Here is an 18642-nt window from a genome sequence, read left to right as displayed (position 1 = left end):
CGCTGACGCACACTGGCCCGGCGCCCCCCTCGACACCCCCTGTACAAGGAGCCGCTCACGTGAGAGTCGCACTGCGCGGCAAGTGGCTGGCGCTGCTCTGCCTGCTGCCCTTCGCCATCGTCTTCTTCGCCTTCCAGGTCGCCCCGCTGCTGTGGGTCACGGTGCACAGCCTGATCGTCGGCGACGCCTGGAGCCTGGCCAACTTCGAGAAGATCCTCGCCTCGCGCTTCTACCGGCAGGCCATCGGGCACAGCCTGGAGATCGCCTTCTGGTCGAGCCTGTTCGGCATCGCCATCGCCATCCTCGGCAGCTACTCCCTGCGCCAGGTGGACTCGAAACTGCGCGACTTCGTCATGGCCTTCTCCAACATGACCAGCAACTTCGCCGGGGTGCCGCTGGCCTTCGCCTTCATCATCCTGCTCGGCTTCAACGGCGCGCTGACCCTGCTGCTCAAGCAGGCCGGGCTGATCGAGGGCTTCAACCTCTACTCCAAGACCGGCCTGATCGTGCTCTACACCTATTTCCAGATTCCACTGGGCGTGCTGCTGCTCTACCCCGCCTTCGACGCCCTGCGCGAGGACTGGCGCGAATCGGCCCAGCTGCTCGGCGCCGGCCCCTGGCAGTTCTGGCGCCACATCGGCCTGCCGGTGCTGACCCCGGCGCTGCTCGGCACCTTCGTCATCCTGCTGGCCAACGCCCTGGGCGCCTATGCCACCGTGTACTACCTGACCACCGGCAACTTCAACGTGCTGCCGATCCGCATCGCCGGCCTGGTGGCCGGCGACATCAGCCTCGACCCGAACCTGGCCAGCGCCCTGGCGATGGTGCTGGTCGGCCTGATGGCGCTGATCACCGTGGTGCACCAGTGGCTGCTGCGCAGGAGCTACCACGATGCGCGCTGAAGCCAGGCCCGCCGCCCTCTACCACCGCGTGGTGGTCTGGCTGCTGTTCGCCATCCTGCTGCTGCCGCTGGCGGCCACCCTGCTCTATTCGCTGTCCACCAGCTGGTCGGCGACCATCCTGCCGGACGGCCTGACCCTCAAGTGGTACCTGGCGCTGTGGAGCGACGCGCGCTTCCTCGCCGCCTTCGGCCAGTCGCTGCTGGTGTGCGTCGGCGCACTGCTGCTGGCGGTGCTGCTGATCCTGCCGCTGCTGTTCGTGGTGCACTACCACTTCCCCAGGCTCGACCGGCTGATGAACATCCTCATCCTGCTGCCGTTCGCGGTGCCGCCGGTGGTGTCCTCGGTAGGCCTGCTGCAGCTCTACGGCTCCGGCCCGCTGGCGATGGTCGGCACGCCGTGGATCCTGATCGGCTGCTACTTCACCGTGGCCCTGCCGTTCATGTACCGTGCGATCACCAACAACCTGCAGGCGATCAACCTGCGCGACCTGGTGGATGCCGCCCACCTGCTCGGCGCCAGCACCTGGAAGGCCGCATTCCTGGTGGTGCTGCCCAACCTGCGCAACGGCCTGATGGTGTCGCTGTTCCTCTCGTTCAGCTTCCTGTTCGGCGAGTTCGTGTTCGCCAACCTGCTGGTCGGCACCCGCTACGAGACCCTGCAGGTGTACCTGAACAACATGCGCAACAGCAGCGGCCACTTCAACAGCGCCCTGGTGATCTCCTACTTCTTCTTCGTACTACTGTTCACCTGGGCGGCCACCCGCCTGAACAAGGACAAGACACAGGCATGAGCTACCTTTCCATCCGCAATCTGCACAAACGCTACGGCGCCACGCCGGTGTTCCAGGACATCCACTGCGAGATCGGGCGCGGCGAGTTCGTCACCCTGCTCGGCCCCTCCGGCTGCGGCAAGTCCACCCTGCTGCGCTGCATCGCCGGCCTGACCGGGGTCGATGGCGGGCAGATCCTCCTCGACGGCCAGGACCTGGTGCCGCTGTCGCCGCAGAAGCGCGGCGTCGGCATGGTGTTCCAGAGCTACGCCCTGTTTCCCAACATGACGGTGGCGCAGAACGTCGCCTTCGGCCTGCGCATGCAGAGGGTCGGCAAGGACGAGAGCGCCCGGCGGGTCGACGAGGTACTGCGCCTGGTGGAGCTGAACGACTACGCCACGCGCTACCCGCACCAGCTCTCCGGCGGCCAGTGCCAGCGCGTGGCCCTGGCCCGCTCGCTGGTCACCCGCCCGCGCCTGCTGCTGCTCGACGAGCCGCTGTCGGCCCTCGACGCGCGCATCCGCAAGCACCTGCGCGAGCAGATCCGCGCCATCCAGCAGGAGCTGGGGCTGACCACCCTGTTCGTCACCCATGACCAGGAAGAGGCGCTGACCATGAGCGACCGCATCTTCCTGATGAACGCCGGGCGGATCGTCCAGAGCGGCGACGCCGAGTCCCTCTACACCGAGCCCGTCGACGCCTTCGCCGCCGGCTTCATCGGCAACTACAACCTGCTCGACGCCGAGGCCGCCAGCCGCCTGCTGCTGCGCCCGGTGGGCGGCCGCATTGCCATCCGTCCCGAGGCCATCCGCCTGGAAGACAGCGGCGCCATCGCCGCCGAAGTACTCGGCCACAGCCTGCTCGGCAATGTCATCCGCTACCGGGTACAGGCCAACGGCGTGGAATTGCTAGTGGACGTGCTCAATCGCTCGCAAGGCTCGCTGATCGACCGGGGCCAGTGCGTCGGCCTGTCCATCGACAGCGCTTCGATCCGGGAGGTGGCCTGATGGCCCTGGCGATCTTCGACCTCGACGAGACCCTGATCCACGGCGACTGTGCCTCGCTCTGGGCCCAGCACATGGCCGATATCCAGTGGGTCGACCGCGATTCCTTCGTGCCCCGCGAGCAGGAGCTGATGGCGCTGTACTCCCGCGGCGAACTGGCGATGGAGGACTACATGGCCTTCACCCTGGCGCCGCTGGTGGGACGCACGCCGGAGGAGGTGGAGTTCATCGTCGGCCCCTTCGTCGAGGACGTGATCGAGCCGATCATCTTCAGCGACGCCATGCGCTGCCTGGCGGCCCACCGCGCCGCCGGCGACCGCCTGCTGATCGTCTCCGCCTCGGCGCATTTCCTGGTGAGCGCCATCGCCGAACGGCTGGGCGTGGCAGAGGTGCTGGCCATCGACTGCGAGCTGCAGTATGGCGGCTACAGCGGCAACCTCTCGGGCGTCCCGACCTACCGCGAAGGCAAAGTCACGCGACTGCGAGCCTGGCTGGAGAGCGAGGGCGAATCGCTCGACGGCGCGCACTTCTACTCCGACTCGCACAACGACCTGCCGCTGCTGCAGCTCGTCCCACACCCCCACACTGTCAACCCGGACCCGACCCTGCGCGCTCACGCCGAGCAGGCCGGCTGGGATATCCTGCACTGGAACTGACCGACCTCCGAGCAACGCCCCCAAGGCAAGGATGCCAACGTGAAATACCCCCTCCTCGCGCTCTGCCTGCTGGCCACCTCCACGCTGCAGGCCCAGGTCTTCGTCTGTCCGCAGGCGCCAAAGGCGGCCGGCGCCGACTGGCAGCACTTCACGCCAGATACGCCCGCGACCGGCGGCGGGTGGCGATCCATCATCGAGCTGTACGCGGGCGACCCGCGCCAGGGAGCCGCGCTGATCGAGTCGGACTCGGTCAACGAGATCGGCGTCGCACCACTGGACTGGACCCTCTCCGGCCAGCCGCCATACATGGCCTGCACCTTCGCCGACAACGAGCTGCGCCTGGTCCGCCCGCTGCCGGCCGGCCTGGGCTACTGCGTGGCCGACAACGAGTTCGAGGACCTGCACGCGCAGCTGGAGTGCCGCTGAGGCTTCAGCCCAGGCTCTCGTCGATCACCAGCACCAGCTTGCCGGCCACCCCGTTGCCGGCAAGCTCGGCGAAGGCCTGCTCGGCGTCCGCGGCCGGGAAAGCCCGCTCGAGCCGGGGCTGCAGTCGCCCTTCCTCGAACAGCGGCCAGACATGGCGCTGCAGGTCGGCCATCAGCTCGGCCTTGAACTGTTCGTCGCGATTGCGCAGGGTCGAGCCGATCAGCTGGATGCGCTTGCCCAGCACCAGGGCCATGTCCAGCTGCGCCTTGCTGCCGCCCATCAGGCCGATGTTCACCCAGCGACCGTCGCGCGCCAGCAGCTGCAGGTTGATCTCGGCATAGTTCGCCCCCACCGGGTCGAGGATCACATCGAACGGGCCGAAATCGCGCAGGCTCTCCAGACCCTCGCCACGCAGCGCGCCACCCTGGGCGCCGAGTTCCTCGCAGTAGACCAGGCGCTGCGCCGAACCGACACTGACCCAGCACGGATTGCCGAAGGCCTTGCACAGCTGGATCGCCGCCGAGCCCACGCCACTGGCCCCGGCGTGCAGCAGCACCTTCTCGCCGGGCTTGAGCGCGGCCAGCTGGAACAGGTTGAGCCAGGCGGTGGCGTACACCTCAGGCAGCGCCGCCGCCTCGGCCAGGGACAGCCCCGCCGGCAGCGGCAGCGCATGGCGCGCATCGACCACCACCTCCTCGGCCATGCCGCCACCGGCGAGCAGGCAGCAGACCCGGTCGCCCACCTGCCACGGGCTGCCGGCACCAACCTCGGCGATCACTCCCGAGCATTCGAGGCCGAGAATGTCGCTGGCGCCCGGCGGCGGTGGGTAGTGCCCGGCACGCTGCAACAGGTCGGCCCGGTTCAGTCCCGCCGCGGCCACGCGAATGCGGACCTGTCCCACATCGCAGGCCGGAGACGGTCTTTCGACCCACTCCAACTGCCCTTCGACGCCTTGCAATGCCTTCATGCTGCCTCCATAGTGAGTGAGCCCCCCGGTACAGACAGTACGCGGCTTCGCGCCTGATGCCGGGCTTTTGCGTTTTGTCGCCGGAACCGAACGGAACCTGGCGCTCCACTAGACGGCCTAATATGCGTTATCACTTGCCCTCGCGTCGAACCAACATGCATCGTCTCTTCTCCGCTACAGCCCTGGCCCTGCTACTCGGCCTGCACTCCCTGCCGGCCGCCGCCAAGGCCGCCGCGGAAAACTGGACCTACCTGCAGCCCGACCGCGAGCAGGTGATCGCCAGTCTCAACGTGGTCGAGCTGCTCAAGCGCCACCACTACAACAAGCCCCCGCTGAACGACGAACGCTCGGTGAAGATCTACGAGGGCTACCTCAAGATGCTCGACCCGGCGCGCAGCTACTTCACCGCCGCCGACATCGCCCAGTTCGACCGCTGGAAGACCAGGTTCGACGACTTCCTCAAGAGCGGCGACCTGGAGCCGGGCTTCGGCATCTACCGCGTCTACCTGCAACGCGCCGAAGAGCGGCTCGACCAGGTCGAGGCCATGCTCGAAGGCGGCGTCGACAAGATCGACTTCACCCTCGACGAGAGCCTGCTGGTGGACCGTGAGAAGGCCCCCTGGGCCAAGGACAAGGCCGAGCTGGACGACCTCTGGCGCAAGCGTGTGAAGGACGAAGTTCTGCGCCTGAAGATCGCCGGCAAGGAGCCCAAGGACATCCAGGAGCTGCTGCTCAAGCGCTACAAGAACCAGCGCAAGCGCCTGGAGCAGACCCGTGGCGAAGACGTGTTCCAGGCCTACATCAACGCCTTCGCCCAGACCTACGATCCGCACACCAATTACCTCTCGCCGGACAACGCCGAGAACTTCGACATCAACATGAGCCTGTCGCTGGAAGGCATCGGCGCCGTGCTGCAGACCGACAGCGAATACGTCAAGGTGGTACGCCTGGTGCCGGCCGGCCCGGCCGAGAAGAGCAAGCAGGTCGCCCCCGCCGACAAGATCATCGGCGTCGCCCAGGGCGACAAGGAAATGGTCGACGTGATCGGCTGGCGCCTGGACGAAGTGGTCAAGCTGATCCGCGGTCCGAAGGGCTCCAAGGTGCGCCTGGAAGTGATCCCGGCCAGCAACGCGCCGAGCGACCAGACCAGCAAGGTGGTCACCATCGTCCGCGAGGCCGTGAAGCTGGAAGAGCAGGCCGCGCAGAAATCCGTGCTCAAGCTGCAACACGACGGCCGCGACTACAAGCTCGGGGTGATCAAGATCCCGGCCTTCTACCTGGACTTCAAGGCCTACCGCGCCCACGACCCCAACTACAAGAGCACCACCCGCGATGTGAAGCGCCTGCTGGGCGAGCTGAAGGACGAGAAGGTCGACGGCGTGGTCATCGACCTGCGCGACAACGGCGGTGGCTCCCTGCAGGAGGCCACCGAGCTGACGGGCCTGTTCATCAACCAGGGCCCGACCGTGCTGGTGCGCAACAGCGACGGTCGCGTCCAGGTGTTGGCCGACGAGGACCCCGGCGTGTTCTACGACGGCCCGCTGGCCGTGCTGGTGGACCGCCTCTCGGCCTCCGCCTCGGAGATCTTCGCCGGCGCCATGCAGGACTACCACCGGGCGCTGATCCTCGGCGGCCAGACCTTCGGCAAGGGCACCGTGCAGTCCATCCAGGAACTCAACCATGGCGAGCTGAAGCTGACCATGGCCAAGTTCTACCGCGTCTCCGGCCAGAGCACCCAGCACCAGGGCGTCCTGCCGGACATCGCCTACCCCGATATCGTGGACACCAAGCAGATCGGCGAGAGCGCCCTGCCGGAAGCCATGCCGTGGGACAGCATCAAGCCGGCGGTCAACCCGGAGATCGATCCCTACAAGCCGTTCCTGGCCCAGCTGAAATCGCGCCACGAGTCGCGCACCGCGGAGAACCCGGACTTCGTCTTCGCCCGCGAGCGCCTCGACCTGACCCAGAAGCTGATGGCCGAGACCACCGTCAGCCTCAACGAGCAGGCCCGCCGCGCCCGGCACGCCGAGATCGAGGCCAAGCAACTGGCGCTGGAAAACGCCAGGCGCACGGCCAAGGGCGAAGAGCTGCTCAAGGAAATCAAGGAAGACGACGAGGACGTGACTCCGGTCGAGCCCGAGAAGACCAAGCCGGAAGACGATGCCTACCTGACCGAGAGCGGCCGCATCCTGCTCGACTACCTCGGTATGGAAGCCACCGTGGCCAAGCAATAGCACGTGTCACCGATGACGTGGCTCGCCGCGGCCAATTGAGACATGCCGAGCAATAAGACGAGGCGTAATCAAACGGTCATCGCTCTGTCGTGAAATAGGGGGGCCGGTAGCGATACCGGCCCCCTTGTTTTGACGCCGAGAGATGTCCATGACCGTCACCGAGCAGTTGAGCGCGCTGGAGTCCATCCTCGCTCACGGCGACCTTCACAGCCTGTTCCAGCCCATCGTCAGCCTGTCCGAGCGACGCATCCTGGGCTACGAGGCGCTGACCCGCGGCCCCTCCAACAGCTCGCTGCACGCCCCCATCGCACTGTTCACCGTGGCCCGCAACGCGGGGCGCCTGAGCGAACTGGAACTGCTGGCACGCAAGAGCGCCTGCCGCCGCTACAGCGACCTCCAGCTGGACGGCAAGCTGTTCCTCAACGTCTCGCCGGAATCCCTGCTGGAAGCCAGCCACCAGCCGGGGCGCACCCTGAGGTTGCTGCAGGAATTCGGCATCCCGCCCGGCCAGGTGGTGATCGAACTCACCGAGCAGGCCCCCATCGAGGACCTGCAGTTGCTCGACACCGCCCTGCACCACTACCGCGCCATGGGCTTCTCCATCGCCCTGGACGACCTCGGCGCCGGCTACTCCAGCCTGCGCCTCTGGTCCGAGCTGCGCCCAGACTACGTGAAGATCGACCGCCACTTCATCGACGGCATCCACCAGGACGCGGTCAAACGCGAGTTCGTCGACTCCATCCTGAAGATGGCCAAGGCCTCCCGCGCCCAGGTGATCGCCGAGGGCATCGAACTGGTCGAGGAACTGGCGACCCTCACCGAGATGGGCGTCGACTTGGTCCAAGGCTACCTGCTGTGCCGTCCCCAGGAACAGCCGCCACGGGACGCCCAGAAACTCCTGCCACGGCTCGACAGCTCGCCGCCCGCGCTCGGCGAGGACAGCGGCGACCTCTCCGCGCTGCTCAACGAGCAGCCCGCGGTCGGCCAGGACACGCCCATCGCCGAAGTGCTCGAAGCCTTCCGCGCCCAGGCCAACCTGAATTCCCTGGCGGTGCTGGACGAACAGCGCCAGCCGGTCGGCATCGTCCACCGCCACTCGCTGTCCGACGCCCTGCTGAAACCCTTCGCCACAGACCTGTTCGCGCGCAAGCCGATCAGCCGGCTGATGAGCGGCGACTTCCTCGCGGTGGACATCGGCCAATCGCTGCAGCAGGTCAGCCGCCTGCTGACCAGCCGGGCGCGCCAGCGCATGGAGGAAGACTTCATCATCATCCAGCAGGGTCGCTACCGCGGTCTGGGCCGGGTGATCGACGTGCTCAAGCTGATCACCGAGCTGAAGATCCAGCAGGCCCGCCACGCCAACCCGCTGACCCTGCTGCCGGGCAACGTGCCGATCCAGCAGTGCCTGGGCCGCCTGCTGCAACAGGGCCGCGAAGCGCTGGTGTGCTACGTGGATATCGACAGCTTCAAGCCGTTCAACGACCTCTACGGCTACGCGCGAGGCGACGAGGTCCTGCTGTGCCTGGCCCAGTGCCTGAACGAGCGGGTCGACCCCAACCGCGACTTCGTCGGCCACATTGGCGGCGACGACTTCCTGCTGGTGCTCGGCCCGGACAACTGGCGCGAACGCCTCAATCAGCTGCTGGAGGATTTCCAGGCCCAGTGCCGGCGCTTCTATCGGGAAGAACACCTGAGGGCGGGCTGCTTCGTCAGCCACAACCGCCAGGGCAATCGCGAGGAGTTCCCGCTGCTGTCACTGTCGATCGGCGTGGTACACCTGCACCCCCAGAGCTGCGCCCAACTGGATGCCAGCCAGCTCGCCAGCCTGGCGTCCAAGGCCAAGCATCACGCCAAGGCCATCCCCGGCTACAGCCTGCACATCCTCGACACGCTCAGCCTTTCGGCCTGAAGCCGAGCGACTCCGCCCGCCGGGCGAAACGCTCGGCCAACGCCGCATCGGGCGCGAGACCATCACCGCCGTCCCGGTAGAGCTGCGCCAGACGCTGCGCGGCGAGGGGATGGCCCAGTTCTGCCGCCCTCTCCCACCAGCGTGCGGCTTCAGCGGCGTCCGGCGCCTGGCGGCTGTCGCCGGCCAGGTACTGCACGCCGATCTGGTAGGCCGCCTTGCCATCGCCGCCCTCGGCAGCCAGGCGCAGCAGACGCAGGCCTTCCTCGCGGGCGCCGAAGCCTTGCCCACGGAACAGCAGGAGATGACCATAGAAACTCTGGGCGGGCACATGCCCCTGCGCGGCCATCCGGGCGAACTGGCCCTGCACCCAGGCCCACGCACGGGGCTGGCGCACCATCCAGCTCCAGCGGAACAGACGCCGCGCCACCCAGTAGCCGATCCACGCACGCAGGCGCCAGAGCATCAGGGCTCCTCGGGGTAGCTGAACTCGAACACGCGAGCCACCTCGGCCGCGTGCCAGGAGGCCGCGGCGATGCCGTCGGAGGGGCCGGCAAAGCGCCCCAGTCTGGCCACGCACTCGAAGAAGCCGGTACGTGGCAGGCGACTGGCGCCCTGGCTGATCACCAGGGCGCTGCGCAGCGGGCGCTCGGCACGCGCGTCGAGCGCGGCCAGGTGCTCCAGCGCGGCGGTCAGGGTCTGCATGGCCGGGGTCGGCAGCTGCAGGCGCTCGACCAGGGCGCGATAGGTCAGCAGGTGTCGCTGCCGGCGCGCGTCTTCCAGTTCACCGAGCAATGCCTGCCAGTGCTGCCTGTGGATGCGCACACTCAAGACGACTGCTCCCAGTCGCCCACTTCCAGCACGCGCGCCAGTGAGCGCAGGATCGCCCCGTCAGGCTCACGCTCGCCGGTTTCGATCAGATTCAGATAGTGCGGGCTGATGCCCACGGCGCGGGCCAGGTCGGCCTGGGACAGGCCCTTGGCCTCGCGCAGGCTGGCCAGCCGATCGAGCCGGGAAACGGCCGCCGGCGCCTCAGCGACATCGGCTGCCGAAGCCTGGTTCGCAGCCTTCAGCAGCGCCTGGTACTCGGCCCACGGCAACACCGCATACTCGGCCTCGCCGTCGCGCATGATCACTTGCACACTCATTACAGCTCTCCGTGGAAAGCAGTGCCGAAACGCTCGGCACCTCCCTTGCAGGCGCCCATCTTATCAGCCCGGACAGGCCAAGAGCGTGACCCATGCTGACCTGTCAGACAAGAGTCGGGAACGGCCATCGTGGCCGACGGAAAGGCTATTTACCGTTATGTGCTGGTGGCACAATCCTGCTTTTGTGGGAGCGGCTGGGCAGCATTTAAATTGGCCGCGAATTTCGCGGATGAATACGCTCCCACAAGGTGTGCAACAACTAATGGGGACATAGCCGATGGAAAGGCCGCAGGTGGCGGTCAACCGGACTGGCGCTCCCGCGCGTCCGGCAGCGCCTCGACCCGCTGCAGCACCTCCGGCGCCTGGGCATCGCGCCAGGCGCGATAGGCATCCAGTTCTCCTTCCCAGGTACGCAGCACCCAGGCCAGCACCGCGAGATCGTCCAGCAGGCCGACGCCCAGCAGCCAGTCGGGCACCAGGTCCAGCGGCATGACGAAGTACACCAGCGCGGCCACCACGGCCAGCAGCGCCTGGCCGCTGACGGCGCGGTACTCGCCCCGCCACCAGGCGGCGCACAGCCCCTGCAGCAACTTGAGATCGCCGCGCAGGCGGGCGAAACGCGCGCCGCGTTCACCCTTTCGGGTCACCGCCAGGAGCAGCGCGGGGAGTCGTCCACGCGCCAGCACACGCTGGGCGAGTCGGAAGTAACGCGCAGAATTGAAGGGTGGTTTCATGGTCGATCTCCGCGATGGCGCGTGCCTGCTGGGCCCCACGCGGTTATCCACCGGATCTGTGGATAACCTTGTGAACAGTTGTTTGATGACTCGATCAAACGCCCGTCCCATGCGGTTTCCCCACAGATCGGGCAAATTTTGCTCACCACAAAAAACCAATATAAATCATGCAGTTATGATTGCCACATCGCTCACGATTGGGGTAACGAAGCGGACAGCGCCGGTAACCGGGGCGATGTGCATAACCGTAACACCACAACCCCCGCCGCTCTCCATTCAGACCGGCGGGTCGCCTGCCGGTTCTGCAAATGAAAACGCCCCGGCTAGCGGGGCGTTTTCTCGGAGCGGAACCGTTACTGGGCGGCGCCAGCGGCGGCGGCCGGGTCCTTGATGCCGAGCAGTTCCAGTTCGAACACCAGCACCGAGTTGGCCGGGATCGCCGGGCTCGGGCTCTGGGCACCGTAGGCCAGTTCGCTGGGGATGTAGAGCTTGTACTTCTCGCCGACGTGCATCAGTTGCAGGCCTTCGACCCAGCCCGGGATCACGCCGCTGACCGGCAGATCGATGGGGCTGCCACGCTCCACGGAGCTGTCGAACACGGTGCCGTCGGTCAGCTTGCCCTCGTAGTGCACGGTGACCACGTCGGTGGGCTTGGGCTGGGCGCCGTCGGCCTTCTTGAGCACTTCATACTGCAGGCCGGAAGCGGTGGTGACCACGCCATCCTTCTTGCCGTTTTCCTCGAGGAATTTCTTGCCGGCCTGGGCCGACTCCTCGTTCAGCTTGACCATGCGCTCCTCGGCGCGCTTCTGCAGGAAGGTGAAGGCCTCGGCCAGCTCCTCGTCCTTCAGCTTCTGCTCCTTCTTGCCGATGGCATCGTCGATGCCCATGGCGACGGCCTTGGAGTCCAGATCGGACAGGCCTTCCTGGGACAGGCTCTTGCCCATGTTCAGGCCGATACCGTAGGAAGCCTTCTGCGCCGGGGTCTTGAGTTCCACTTCGCTGGTCTGCGCGTCGCAACCGGCCAGAACCAGGCCGACCAGGGCAACCGCCGCAGCAAGACGATGTTGTTTCATGCTTGTTCCTTGTAGAAGCCACGTATGGGCAGAAAGAGAGCGCGAGCTTAGCAGCCTGCACCGAGCACTGGCTACGGCACAGTAGGAACGGCAAAAGACCGAGAAGTTCAGCCGCCCCCGATCGCAATGGGCAAGGCCAGGTGCCGGACGAAGCAAATCGCGGGCAAAAAAAAACGACCTTTCGGTCGTTTCTTTCAAGCCTCGGTCTTAAGTCTAACCAAGGCTTTATGTATGGCGCAGCGGACGGGACTCGAACCCGCGACCCCCGGCGTGACAGGCCGGTATTCTAACCGACTGAACTACCGCTGCGCGTAACCTCGTGAGCGAGATGGTGGGTGATGACGGGATCGAACCGCCGACCCTCTGCTTGTAAGGCAGATGCTCTCCCGGCTGAGCTAATCACCCTTCACTCTCGAAGTGGGGCGCATTCTAGGGAGACCCTTTCCCCTTGGCAAGCCTTTTTTGAAAAAAATTTTCGAGCACTTCCAAAGGCTTAGCTTCGGGTTGGCCAATCGGCCCCGGCGGAGAATAATGCGCGCTTCGTGTTCAAGGAGTGTTTCCCCCATGTGGTTCCGCAACCTGCTCGTTTACCGCCTGACCCAGGACGTGCCCTTCGACGCCGAGGCCCTTGAAGCGGCGCTGGCCGCCAAGGCCGCGCGCCCCTGCGCCAGCCAGGAGCTGACCACCTACGGTTTCATGGCGCCGTTCGGCAAGGGCGCCGACGCCCCGCTGGTGCATGTCAGCGGCGACTTCCTGCTGATCGCCGCGCGCAAGGAGGAACGCATCCTCCCCGGCAGCGTGGTGCGCGACGCGCTCAAGGACAAGGTCGACGAGATCGAGGCGCAGCAGATGCGCAAGGTCTACAAGAAGGAGCGCGACCAGCTGAAGGACGAGATCGTGCAGGCCTTCCTGCCGCGCGCCTTCATCCGCCGTTCCAGCACCTTCGCCGCCATCGCGCCCAAGCTCGGCCTGATCGTGGTCGACAGCGCCAGCGCCAAGAAGGCCGAGGACCTGCTGTCCACCCTGCGCGAGGCCATCGGCTCGCTGCCGGTGCGCCCGCTGTCGGTGAAGATGGCGCCGACCGCCACTCTCACCGACTGGGTCAAGACCCAGGCCGCCGCGCCGGACTTCTTCGTCCTCGACGAATGCGAACTGCGCGACACCAGCGAGGACGGCGGTGTGGTGCGCTGCAAGCGCCAGGACCTGACCAGCGAGGAAATCCAGCTGCACCTGTCCGCCGGCAAGCTGGTCACCCAGCTCTCCCTGGCCTGGCAGGACAAGCTGTCCTTCGTGCTGGACGACAAGCTGACCATCAAGCGCCTGCGCTTCGAGGACCTGCTGCAGGACCAGGCCGCCCAGGACGGCGGCGACGATGCCCTGGGCCAGCTCGACGCCAGCTTCGTCCTTATGATGCTGACCCTGAGCGACTTCCTGCCGGCGCTGTTCGAGGCCCTGGGCGGGGAAGAGATTCCCCAGGGTATCTGACCACTCGGACAACTCCGGTAACCATTGCCAGGGCATGCCCGTTCCTCGGGTCTTGCCCTGTGCAGTCCAGTGTGCAGAATAGCGAACGACGCGAGGACGACCTCGCCGCTCCATCCGAGTGACCATCCGGGACGGCCCGCCCATCAGCGAAAGGAGCCTTCCCATGTCCTGGATCATTCTGTTTCTCGCCGGCCTGTTCGAGGTCTGCTGGGCCATCGGCCTCAAGTACACCGACGGCTTTACCCGCCCCATACCCACCCTGCTCACCGTCGGCGCCATGATCGTCAGCATCGGCCTGCTCGGCCTCGCCATGAAGGAGCTGCCGCTGGGCACCGCCTATGCGATCTGGACCGGCGTCGGCGCGGTCGGCACGGTGATCGCCGGCATCCTGCTGTTCGGCGAGTCCATGGCCCTGATGCGCCTGGCCAGCGTGGCACTGATCGTCGCCGGGCTGGTCGGGCTCAAGCTGAGCCACTAATGCCCGTAGGGTGCGCCGTGCGCACCAACAGGCCCCGGTGCGCATGGCGCCCCCTACGACAGCCATGAAAAAGCCCGCCGATCGGCGGGCTTTTTCGTTCGACCTGAACTCAGCGCAGGTCACCCCGCAGCCGCATCACCTGCTCCTGCAGCACCAGCCGCCCGGTGTCCGCCGGCAATGGCTGGCCAGCCACCAGGTCGATGCGCGACCAGAAGCGCCTGAACAGCCCCTTGTGCGGCGCGCGGCTGAAGAAGCTGCCCCACAGCCCCTGCAGCGCCATGGGAATCACCGGCACCGGGTTGGCAGCAAGGATGCGCTCGATGCCCGCCTTGAATTCGTCGATCTCGCCGCTGGTGGTCAGCTTGCCTTCGGGGAAGATGCACACCACCTCGCCCTCCTCCAGGTAGCGGGCGATGCGGGTGAAAGCCTGCTCGAACACTTCCGGGTCCTCGTTGCGCCCGGCGATCGGCACGGTGCCGGCGGTGCGGAAGATGAAGTTCAGCACCGGCAGGTTGTAGATCTTGTAGTACATGACGAAGCGCACCGGCCGGCGCACCGCGCCGCCGATCAGCAGGGCGTCGACGAAGGACACGTGGTTGCACACCAGCACGGCGGCGCCCTCGTCCGGGATCGCCTCGAGATTGTGATGGCGCACCCGGTACATCGAGTGGCTGAGCATCCAGATGAGGAAGCGCATGGTGAACTCGGGGACGATCTTGAAGATGTACAGGTTCACCGCGATGTTCATCAGCGAGATGGCCAGGAACAGCTGCGGGATGCTCAGCTTGGCGACACTGAGGAAGAGGATCGACACCAGCGCCGCCGCCACCATGAACAGCGCGTTGAGGATGTTGTTGGCGGCGATCACCCGCGCCCGCTCGTGCTCCTCGGTGCGCGACTGGATCAGCGCGTACAGCGGCACGATATAGAAGCCGCCGAACACCCCCAGGCCGAGGATGGAGCCGAGCACCCACCAGACCTCGCCCATCCTCAGTAACCCCAGCCAGTCGTGCGTCGCCGCCGCCTGCGGGAAGCCGCTGGACGTGGCCCACAGCAGGATGCCGAACAGCGACAGGCCGAATGAGCCGAACGGCACCAGGCCGATTTCCACCTTGTGCCCGCTCATCCGCTCGCAGAGCATCGAGCCGAGCGCGATGCCCACCGAGAACACGGTGAGGATCAGCGTCACCACGCTCTCGTCGCCGTGCAGCAGTTCCTTGGCGAAGGTCGGGATCTGCGTCAGGTAGATCGCGCCGAGGAACCAGAACCAGGAACTGCCGATCAGCGAGCGCGACACCGCCGGGCGCTGACCGAGCCCCAGGCGCATGATCTGCCAGGACTGGCGGAAGATGTTCCAGTCCACCTGCAGTTGCGGCAGCGCCGCGGCGAAGCGCGGGATGCTGCGGCTGGCCAGGTAGCCGGCCACCGCAGTGACGACGATGGCGACGCCCACCGCCATGCGATAGCCCTCGCCGGACATCAACAGCCCCGCGCCGATGGTGCCGGCGAGGATGGCCAGGAAGGTGCCCATCTCCACCAGCGCGTTGCCGCCGACCAGCTCCTCCTCGCGCAGGGCCGCCGGCAGGATCGAATACTTCACCGGGCCGAACAGCGCCGAGTGGGTGCCCATCGCGAACAGCGCCGCCAGCATCAGGAACAGGTCGTCGAACAGGAAACCCGTGGCGCCGACCACCATGATCACGATCTCGGCCAGCTTGATCGCGCGGATCAGCCGGTCCTTGTCGAACTTCTCGCCGAACTGGCCGCCGAGGGCGGAGAACAGGAAGAACGGCAGGATGAACAGCAGCGCGCAGAGGTTGACCAGCAGATCGCGGTCGGCGCTGACGCTGAGCTTGAACAGGATGGCGAGAATCAACGACTGCTTGAACACGTTGTCGTTGAACGCGCCGAGCAGCTGGGTAACGAAGAACGGCAGGAAACGCCGGGTGCCGAGCAGGGCGAATTGCGAGTGTTGGGTCATCGTCCTTGTACCTGGTGGAGGCCGAGCGGGCCGTCCGACATTGGACAGCATCTGCCCCGGGCAAAGCCACACCCGCGTCGCGCTTTCGTGCACAGCTCCCCTCTCCCTCTGGGAAAGGGGCCGGGGGTGAGGGGTTTCCAGGCTACACCGAGCCGCCTATAGCACCCTCACCCTACGCGGGCCGCCCCAACTCTCTCCCAGAGGGAGAGAGGAATCAGATCGGCATCTGCCCCAGCCACCAGCGCAGCAGGAAGAACACCAGCAGGCCGCCGCCGATGGTCGCCAGCAGGTGGCGGGTCAGCGCCGCAATGGCGATGGTGATCAGCCCGGCCAGCAGGTAGGCGTTGTCCCAGGCCAGCGCCCAGGTCTTGCCGTCGGGCAGCAGCATGCCAGGCACCACGATGGCGGTGAGCACCGCCGTGGGCACGTAGTGCAGGCCCTGGCGCACCAGCGGCGGGAAACGCAGGTCGGGGAAGGCGAACAGGCTGTAGCGGGTGGCGAAGGTGATCGCCAGCATGCCGAGGATCAGTATCCAGTTTTCCATCAGAACACCTCATCCTGCAGCAGGCGGTAGCGACGTTCGAGCACCACGCCGACGACGATGCCGGCGCCGGCCGCGGCCATCAGGCCGAGCTTGTAGGGCAGCCCGTGGCAGGCCAGGGCCGTGCCGGCGGCGACCAGCGACGCCGCCACCTGCGGGCGGTTGCGCAGCATCGGCACGACGATGCCGATGAAGGTGGCGAGCATGGCGAAGTCCAGGCCCCAGGCGCCGATGTTCGGCACCGCCCGGCCGAACACCAGGCCGATCAGGGTGCAGGCCAGCCAGTTGCCGTACATCGCCAGGCCGGCGCCGAGGAAGTACCAGTGCTTGTTCGGCGAGGCATCGGTTTCGGCGTAGCGGTGCTGGACCACGGCGAAGGCCTCGTCGGTCAGCCAGAACGCCAGCGGCACCCGCCAGCGCTTGGGCAGGTGGCGGACGAAGGGTTGCAGGGTGGCGCTGTACAGGGCATGGCGCAGGTTGACCACCAGGGTGGTCAGCCACAGCACGGCCAGGGTCGCACCGCCGCCGAGCAGGCTGATGGCGATGAACTGGGCCGAGCCGGCGAACACCAGCACCGACATGCCGATGGTCTGCCAGGGCGTGAGTCCGGCGGCGCCGGCCAGGCTGCCGTAGATGATGCCGAACGGCATGGCGCCGAGCAGCATCGGCAGCATATCGCGCAGGCCCTGCAGGAATTCGTGTCGACGGGTCATGGAGCCTCCTTGAGCGCAGGAGGCTAGTCGACGACCGGTTCCGCCGTCTTGAACGATATTGCGCCGTCGCCTTCAGAAACCGGCACAGGCTCGGCGGTACTCGCCGGGGCTGACCCCGTAGCTCTGCTTGAACTGCCGGCTCAGGTGGCTCTGGTCGGCGAACCCCAGCTGCATGGCCACCTGCAGCGGCGCACAGCCGGAACGCAGCAGGGCACGGGCCTGCTCCAGGCGGCGCTGCTTGAGCCAGGCATGCGGCGGCAGGCCGGTGGCACGACGGAACACCCGGGCGAAGTGGAAGGGCGAGAGGTTGACCTGCGCGGCCAGCTCTTCCAGCGACGGTGGCTCGCCCAGGCGCGTAGCAAGAAGGTCCTTGGCCAGGGCCACGGCGCGCGGCTCGCGGCCGGGCTCGGCCGGTTGGGGTAGCCGCGCGTGGCGCTGGAACAGCAGGAGAATCGCCTCGCGCCAGGCGGTCTGCTGCTGCAGGGCATTGGCATCGCTGTCGAGCAGACGGTGCAGGTGGCCGAACGCCTGGTGCAACTCCACGTCCTGCAACACGCTGACGCCGAACGACGGCATGCCGCCGGCGGCCAGCCCGAGTTCCTCCAGCACACCCTGTACCTGCGCCGGCGCCGGGTAGAAGCCGCGATACCACCAGCCCTGTTCGTGGGCCTTGGAACCGGTGTGCACCTCGTCCGGGTTGATCAGCACCATGCTGCCGACCGGCGCCAGGTGGTCGCTGCCGCGATGACGGAAGCGCTGGGCGCCGCCCTCGATCACGGTGAACACGAAGCCCTCGTGCACATGCGGTGAGAAACGCTGCTCGATATAACGCGCATGCAGCAGCTCGACGCCGGTCAGCGCCCGGCTCTCCCAGAAGCGGGTGCGTTCGCCGCCGGCCATGCCTCAGGCGCCGAAGCGCGCCTCCAGGCCAGCCTTCACCTGCGGCCACTCGCGGTCGGTGATGCTGTACATCACGGTGTCGTCGAGGCGGCCGTCGGCCAGGCGCCGGTGGTTGCGCAGCACGCCCTCGCGCTGGGCACCGAGCTTGGCGATGGCGCTCTGCGAACGCAGGTTGCTGGCGGCGGTCTTGAGCTGCACGCGCACCAGCTGCCACTCCTCGAAGGCGTGGCGCAGCATCAGGTACTTGATCATGCCGTTGAGGCCGGTGCCCTGCTGGCGGGTATCCAGCCAGGTGGAGCCGATCTCGGCGGCCGGCAGCGCCGGGTTGAAATCGAAGAAGCGAGTGGTGCCGACCAGCTCGCCGGCCAGGCGGATGGCGAACACCACCGCCAGCTGCTCGCGCTGGTCGGACAGCGCGCTGCGGTACCAGTCCGGGCGCACGGTGCCGCTCATGTACTGCTGGGATTCGCGGTTGGCCTCGGCCAGTTCCAGCAGGCCCGGCAGGTCGCTCTCGACCAGGGGATCGAGGCGCAGGGCGCCCTGCTGAAGGGTGACGGGTTGGGGCTTGAACATGACGCGAACTCCGGTAAAGCGACCACGGCCGGCCACGCTATCAGGCGTTCATGAGCGACTCAAGCGGGCTGCGACCATGGTCGGCCTGACGAGTCGAACGCCGCATGCGAGACTAATCTCACTATTCCATGGTCTTGCTGACCATGCCCCAC

Annotated in this window: 20 protein-coding genes and 2 tRNA genes; 9 read left to right on the top strand and 13 right to left on the bottom strand. The window is 66.8% G+C overall.

The features are described from left to right. Nucleotides 1–59 precede the first annotated feature (59 nt). The 5 genes from N7640_RS08205 to N7640_RS08185 are packed head-to-tail and all read left to right on the top strand — an operon-like array spanning nucleotide 60 to nucleotide 3757. Nucleotides 60–902 (top strand): ABC transporter permease subunit, encoded by an 843-nt coding sequence (locus N7640_RS08205; protein WP_279903432.1) that lies wholly within the window; start codon nucleotides 60–62, stop codon nucleotides 900–902. Continuing rightward, nucleotides 892–1692, top strand: a complete 801-nt coding sequence (locus N7640_RS08200; protein WP_279903431.1) for an ABC transporter permease — start codon at nucleotides 892–894, stop codon at nucleotides 1690–1692. Before N7640_RS08205 ends, N7640_RS08200 begins: the two co-directional genes overlap by 11 nt. After that, nucleotides 1689–2678 carry an ABC transporter ATP-binding protein gene (locus tag N7640_RS08195; RefSeq protein ID WP_279903430.1) on the top strand — a complete coding sequence of 330 codons (990 nt, stop codon included), beginning with the start codon at nucleotides 1689–1691 and terminating at the stop codon, nucleotides 2676–2678. Before N7640_RS08200 ends, N7640_RS08195 begins: the two co-directional genes overlap by 4 nt. After that, on the top strand, nucleotides 2678–3331 hold the full coding sequence (locus N7640_RS08190; RefSeq protein WP_279903428.1) for an HAD-IB family hydrolase: 654 nt from the start codon (nucleotides 2678–2680) through the stop codon (nucleotides 3329–3331). Before N7640_RS08195 ends, N7640_RS08190 begins: the two co-directional genes overlap by 1 nt. 39 nt (nucleotides 3332–3370) lie before the next feature. Further along, entirely contained in the window at nucleotides 3371–3757 is a 387-nt protein-coding gene (locus N7640_RS08185) for an STY0301 family protein (RefSeq protein ID WP_279903427.1), read from the top strand. Nucleotides 3758–3761: 4 nt separating this feature from the next. Here the strand turns inward: N7640_RS08185 and N7640_RS08180 are convergent, their stop codons facing one another. Beyond that, nucleotides 3762–4724 (bottom strand): NAD(P)H-quinone oxidoreductase, encoded by a 963-nt coding sequence (locus N7640_RS08180; RefSeq protein ID WP_279903426.1) that lies wholly within the window; start codon nucleotides 4722–4724, stop codon nucleotides 3762–3764. Nucleotides 4725–4846: 122 nt separating this feature from the next. Between N7640_RS08180 and N7640_RS08175 the strand changes: the two genes are divergently transcribed. Further along, a complete protein-coding gene (locus tag N7640_RS08175) occupies nucleotides 4847–6958 on the top strand; it encodes a carboxy terminal-processing peptidase (protein ID WP_279903424.1) in 2112 nt (703 codons plus the stop codon). A 148-nt stretch (nucleotides 6959–7106) separates the two neighbouring features. Then, complete coding sequence (locus N7640_RS08170) at nucleotides 7107–8867, top strand: EAL and GGDEF domain-containing protein (RefSeq protein WP_279903422.1); 1761 nt, start codon at nucleotides 7107–7109, stop codon at nucleotides 8865–8867. On the opposite strand, the gene N7640_RS08165 is transcribed toward N7640_RS08170, so the two are convergent. From N7640_RS08165 to N7640_RS08135, 7 genes are all read right to left on the bottom strand, one after another. Next, on the bottom strand, nucleotides 8851–9330 hold the full coding sequence (locus N7640_RS08165; protein WP_279903420.1) for a sel1 repeat family protein: 480 nt from the start codon (nucleotides 9328–9330) through the stop codon (nucleotides 8851–8853). The two genes, N7640_RS08170 and N7640_RS08165, sit on opposite strands and share 17 nt — an antisense overlap. Next, complete coding sequence (locus N7640_RS08160) at nucleotides 9330–9695, bottom strand: hypothetical protein (protein WP_220811080.1); 366 nt, start codon at nucleotides 9693–9695, stop codon at nucleotides 9330–9332. Before N7640_RS08160 ends, N7640_RS08165 begins: the two co-directional genes overlap by 1 nt. Next, nucleotides 9692–10012: a helix-turn-helix transcriptional regulator gene (locus N7640_RS08155; protein ID WP_279903417.1), complete on the bottom strand. Its 321-nt coding sequence runs from the start codon at nucleotides 10010–10012 to the stop codon at nucleotides 9692–9694. The genes N7640_RS08160 and N7640_RS08155 overlap by 4 nt, the downstream gene beginning before the upstream one ends. A 299-nt stretch (nucleotides 10013–10311) precedes the next feature. Continuing rightward, complete coding sequence (locus N7640_RS08150) at nucleotides 10312–10746, bottom strand: DUF1232 domain-containing protein (protein WP_279903416.1); 435 nt, start codon at nucleotides 10744–10746, stop codon at nucleotides 10312–10314. 353 nt (nucleotides 10747–11099) lie between these two features. After that, nucleotides 11100–11819 carry an FKBP-type peptidyl-prolyl cis-trans isomerase gene (locus N7640_RS08145; protein WP_220811083.1) on the bottom strand — a complete coding sequence of 240 codons (720 nt, stop codon included), beginning with the start codon at nucleotides 11817–11819 and terminating at the stop codon, nucleotides 11100–11102. A 232-nt stretch (nucleotides 11820–12051) separates the two neighbouring features. Beyond that, nucleotides 12052–12128 (bottom strand) — tRNA-Asp (locus tag N7640_RS08140). A gap of 20 nt (nucleotides 12129–12148) precedes the next feature. Further along, nucleotides 12149–12224 (bottom strand) — tRNA-Val (locus tag N7640_RS08135). Between the two features lie 159 nt (nucleotides 12225–12383). Between N7640_RS08135 and rdgC the strand changes: the two genes are divergently transcribed. Together rdgC and sugE are read left to right on the top strand one after the other, a co-directional pair. Further along, nucleotides 12384–13304 carry a recombination-associated protein RdgC gene (rdgC, locus tag N7640_RS08130; RefSeq protein WP_279903415.1) on the top strand — a complete coding sequence of 307 codons (921 nt, stop codon included), beginning with the start codon at nucleotides 12384–12386 and terminating at the stop codon, nucleotides 13302–13304. Between the two features lie 163 nt (nucleotides 13305–13467). After that, nucleotides 13468–13782, top strand: coding sequence for a quaternary ammonium compound efflux SMR transporter SugE (gene sugE / locus N7640_RS08125; RefSeq protein ID WP_279903414.1), 315 nt, complete (start codon nucleotides 13468–13470; stop codon nucleotides 13780–13782). Nucleotides 13783–13891: 109 nt separating this feature from the next. On the opposite strand, the gene N7640_RS08120 is transcribed toward sugE, so the two are convergent. The 5 genes from N7640_RS08120 to N7640_RS08100 all read right to left on the bottom strand — a co-directional run bounded on the left by N7640_RS08120 (nucleotide 13892) and on the right by N7640_RS08100 (nucleotide 18490). Beyond that, complete coding sequence (locus N7640_RS08120; protein ID WP_279903413.1) at nucleotides 13892–15763, bottom strand: MFS transporter; 1872 nt, start codon at nucleotides 15761–15763, stop codon at nucleotides 13892–13894. Nucleotides 15764–15977: 214 nt separating this feature from the next. After that, nucleotides 15978–16307, bottom strand: coding sequence for an AzlD domain-containing protein (locus tag N7640_RS08115; protein ID WP_279903412.1), 330 nt, complete (start codon nucleotides 16305–16307; stop codon nucleotides 15978–15980). Further along, a complete protein-coding gene (locus N7640_RS08110) occupies nucleotides 16307–17017 on the bottom strand; it encodes an AzlC family ABC transporter permease (RefSeq protein WP_279903410.1) in 711 nt (236 codons plus the stop codon). Before N7640_RS08110 ends, N7640_RS08115 begins: the two co-directional genes overlap by 1 nt. 72 nt (nucleotides 17018–17089) lie before the next feature. Next, nucleotides 17090–17917 (bottom strand): AraC family transcriptional regulator, encoded by an 828-nt coding sequence (locus N7640_RS08105; protein WP_279903409.1) that lies wholly within the window; start codon nucleotides 17915–17917, stop codon nucleotides 17090–17092. A gap of 3 nt (nucleotides 17918–17920) precedes the next feature. Continuing rightward, nucleotides 17921–18490, bottom strand: coding sequence for a GNAT family protein (locus N7640_RS08100; protein ID WP_220811090.1), 570 nt, complete (start codon nucleotides 18488–18490; stop codon nucleotides 17921–17923). Between the last annotated feature and the right edge of the window lie 152 nt (nucleotides 18491–18642).

The organism is Pseudomonas sp. GD04015 (assembly GCF_029837675.1).
GTDB lineage: Bacteria > Pseudomonadota > Gammaproteobacteria > Pseudomonadales > Pseudomonadaceae > Aquipseudomonas > Aquipseudomonas paralcaligenes.
Note: the sequence above shows the minus strand (reverse complement) of the source record. Positions and strands in the feature narration are given on the sequence as shown.